The 3667-nt window shown below is 58.9% G+C and carries 3 protein-coding genes; all 3 read left to right on the top strand.

All coding sequences use genetic code 11. The features are described from left to right. Positions 1-1023: sensor histidine kinase (locus tag LQ952_RS15465; RefSeq protein ID WP_238623511.1), on the top strand; the 1023-nt coding region annotated here is incomplete at its 5' end. A 76-nt stretch (positions 1024-1099) separates the two neighbouring features. Beyond that, positions 1100-1777 (top strand): arylesterase, encoded by a 678-nt coding sequence (locus LQ952_RS15470; RefSeq protein WP_238623512.1) that lies wholly within the window; start codon positions 1100-1102, stop codon positions 1775-1777. A gap of 199 nt (positions 1778-1976) precedes the next feature. Further along, positions 1977-3667: TonB-dependent receptor plug domain-containing protein (locus LQ952_RS15475; protein ID WP_238623513.1), on the top strand; the 1691-nt coding region annotated here is incomplete at its 3' end.

A 3667-nucleotide genomic window follows, 5' to 3' on the forward strand; every position in this document is an offset into this window, starting at 1 on the left:
CCGGATCCGGGCCATATTCAGTTCAGCACCCCTTTCGTCAGGACCTATCCCCTGTTGGAATATGATCAGAGCTATGTGCTGGTCGCCAGGCCAAATGAAGAGTTTTTCCTGAACCATCAGAACTATGGGATCTGGGCAGTGGGTCTGCTTGGAGCCCTCATGAGCCTGCTGGCTGCCTTCATGGCCTTTGTCCTGCGTTCACGACAACTCTACGTCAAACGACTGGTGGCGCTGCGCACTCGGGAACTGGCGCTGAGTCAGGCCCGGACGGAAAAGGCCAGTCAGGCAAAATCCGAGTTCTTGTCCCGCATGAGCCATGAACTGCGCACCCCCATGAACGTGGTACTGGGTTTCTCGCAGTTGCTGGAAACCGATCCCGATCTGACGGAGGATCACAGGCAATGCGTGCAGGAAATTCTTGGCGCGGGAAAACACCTCCTGAGCCTCATCGAAGAAGTTCTGGACCTTTCCAGCATCGAATCCGGTGCAATCCGGGTGAACCTGTCTCCACAGTCTCTCGATATCCTCATCGAAGAATGTATTGCGCTGATGCGTCCTCTGGCAAAGGCGCAAGATATCCGGATTCATCACGATTCCCAGCCCCTTTGCGTGCTGGCGGACCAGATGCGTCTCAAGCAGGTGCTGTTGAACCTCGTCTCCAACGCGATCAAATACAATATCTCCCGGGGGGAGGTGTGGATTCATGCCGAGGCGGATACGAACCGCCGCATGGTCCGAATCACGGTCTCCGATACGGGCCTGGGCATCCCCCCGGAGCGGCTCGATAGCCTTTTCCACTCCTTCACCCGGCTTCATGAAAGGGAAGCACCCGATATCAAGGGCACAGGTATCGGCCTTGCCATCTGCAAACAGCTGATCGAACTCATGAACGGGCGGGTCGGTGCCGCCCATCGGGAACCACGGGGAAGCCTGTTCTGGATCGAACTTCCCGCTGCGGACAGCACGGCGCCGGCAAAATGCACCGAGCCGGCCGTATCCGTCAAGGCACTTCAGGGGGCGTAGCGGTCGGACTCCTCTACGGCGGGTTGCGGTTTTCCCGCCCGAGGCATAGTCTCGTCATTACCCAAGGCAAAAACCCATGACATATCCTCGCCACTCCCCGGAAAACACCGCGCGCCAAGCCCGAATTCCCTGTAACCCGCGCCGCCGTTCAGGCTACCTGCCGGCATTGCTCCTTGCGATCCTCCTCGCAGCCTGCTCCCCTGCCCCGCCGGCCATGCTGCCGTTGCCCGAGGATGCGGTGATATTGGCCTTCGGCGACAGTCTCACCTTCGGCACCGGCGCCCCGCGAGATGGAAGCTATCCCGCCCATCTGGCCCGTTTGACGGGCCTTGAGGTCATCAATGCCGGTGTGCCCGGCGAAGTCAGTCGTCAGGGACGTGAACGGCTGCCACGGCTGCTGGACGACCACAGACCGGATCTGCTGGTACTGATCCATGGCGGTAACGACATGCTCCGCCGCATGGATATGGACCAGAAACAGGGTAACCTGGCCACCATGATCCACTCAGCCCAGGAACGGGGTATCCAGGTCATGCTGGTGGCCGTGCCCGCCCCTACCCTGCTGCGTCTGCGAAATGCCCAGACCTACGAAACGCTGGCGGCGGAATTCGGGATTCCTCTGGAAAACCGTGCACTGGCTCATATATTGTCCCGGGATGATCTCAAGGCCGATCCCATTCATCCCAATGGGGATGGCTATCGAGTGCTGGCCGAATACATCAAGCAGACTTTGACCGGAGCCGGCGGTCTCTGAGACTTGCCATTGCAGCGAGCGGAGACACCTCGCCCGCACCACAAAACCTCGGAGCCAGCATGGGGCCCGCGGCAGCCCATTTCATCGGGCATAAAAAAGCTATAATCCGAGTTTTTGAGAAGCGCATCACAAAATAAACCCAAAATGGCAAGTGCGCATCCCCACGAAAACGGCTCAGGAAAGATCAGGAACTTGCCTCATGACCAAGATGCAGCGCTTCCTGTGCATCGCGCTACTGCTCCCCACGGGCGTACCGGCCGACACTCGGACATTGTCGGAACAGGACTTTTTCATGGAACTGCCCGTGGCACTCACCGCCACGCGCACGCAGCAACCCCAGATTGAGGCCCCGGCGACGGTCACCATTATTGACAGGGACTGGCTGGAGCATAGTGGCGCCCGCCATGTGGCCGATGTGCTCGCCATGGTCCCCGGTTTTCTGGTCAGCCATCACAACGGCAATCGTCGCATAGTCACCTACCATGGGCTGGGGGGGCAATTCTCCCGGCAGATTCAGGTCCTGGTGGATGGCCGATCCGTCTACAGCCCCATCAATGGCGGTGCCCAATGGGCAGATCTACCCCTGTCTCTGGATGAAATCGAGCGTATCGAGGTGATACGCGGCCCCAATTCGGCCGCCTATGGATCCAACTCATTTTTTGCCATCGTCAACATCCTCACGCGCCACACTGCCGAAACCCAGGGCACCCGCTTCAATGCACGCGTGGGCACCGAGGGGATCCGTGACGCCAGCATACGGCACGGCGGCAACCGCGATGACCACCTCAGTTACCGGCTGTCCCTCTCGCATCTGGAGGACGATGGCTTTGCAGACAATCATGACGGTTGGACGCGTCATTCCGTGGGTCTGCGTCTTGATCAGGCGCTAACCGGGGCTCGGGCGCTGACCCTGGATACCCGACTTACCCGGCTCGACAAAGGCGTGGATGCCGCAGATCACCCGATCGTGCCATCCAGGGACCTGCGGTTTGACTATGGATATCTGCAAGCTGTGCTGGAAGGGCATGGAGAACCCGGCAATGGGTATCGTCTCCAGTATTATTTTGATCAATATGATCTGACCGACAGGTATTCACTGATAGGCCCCGCATCGGATAGCCTGTTGGAGGTGGATCAGGGGGGGCGCAACCGTCGGCACGACCTGGAACTGGCGCTTTACCAACAACTGACGCCCGATAGCCGACTGGTGTGGGGAGGTGGTCTGCGCAAAGACAGCTCCCGCTCCCCGTACTATTTCAGCAATGCCATCGTGGTGGAAAATCAGATCCAGAGGCTCTTTGCCAATCTAGAATTGACGCCGGCTACTCAATGGCTGATCAATATGGGCGGGATGTATGAGGCCAATGACCTGATCAAGGATGAGTTCATGCCACGGGCCGCAGTCATTTTCATGCCTGCCCCGGACCTCAGCTTCCGGCTGATTGCATCGCGGGCAATACGCAGCCCGAGTCTGGTGGAAGCCGAGGTGGATACCATCATCCCTACCCTGGAAAGTCTCCTCACCGGTGAAGGCGGACGCCTTGCGATCTCGGATCCCTCACTTAGGGCAGAGATCATCAACTCGGTGGAACTGGGTAGCCATCTGCAGTTTGATCACGGCAAAGGCAGCCTGGACATCAGGCTCTTCCACAATACGCTGGAGCGGCTGATTCAGTTCCCGGTGGAGGAGGTACTGGTATCCCCTGAAGATGGGATATCCATGGTGACCAACACAGGCAAGCTGACCCTCAAGGGCATGGAAGTGCACCTGGATTACCGCTTCAGCCCCCGCACCCGGCTGAGCACCGGAATCTCACTGCTGGACAGTCACGGCCATGACCCGGATGCCCGTACACAGGCCGACTCGATCCCCAAGCATGTTCTCAATCT

Origin of the sequence: Ectothiorhodospira lacustris (assembly GCF_022227785.1) — a bacterium.
Taxonomy (GTDB): Bacteria; Pseudomonadota; Gammaproteobacteria; order Ectothiorhodospirales; family Ectothiorhodospiraceae; genus Ectothiorhodospira; species Ectothiorhodospira lacustris.

Bases quoted from the DNA above. Each gene is read 5' to 3' on its own strand.
- LQ952_RS15470 (WP_238623512.1), top strand. From the start codon at position 1,100: ATGACATATCCTCGCCACTCCCCGGAAAACACCGCGCGCCAAGCCCGA.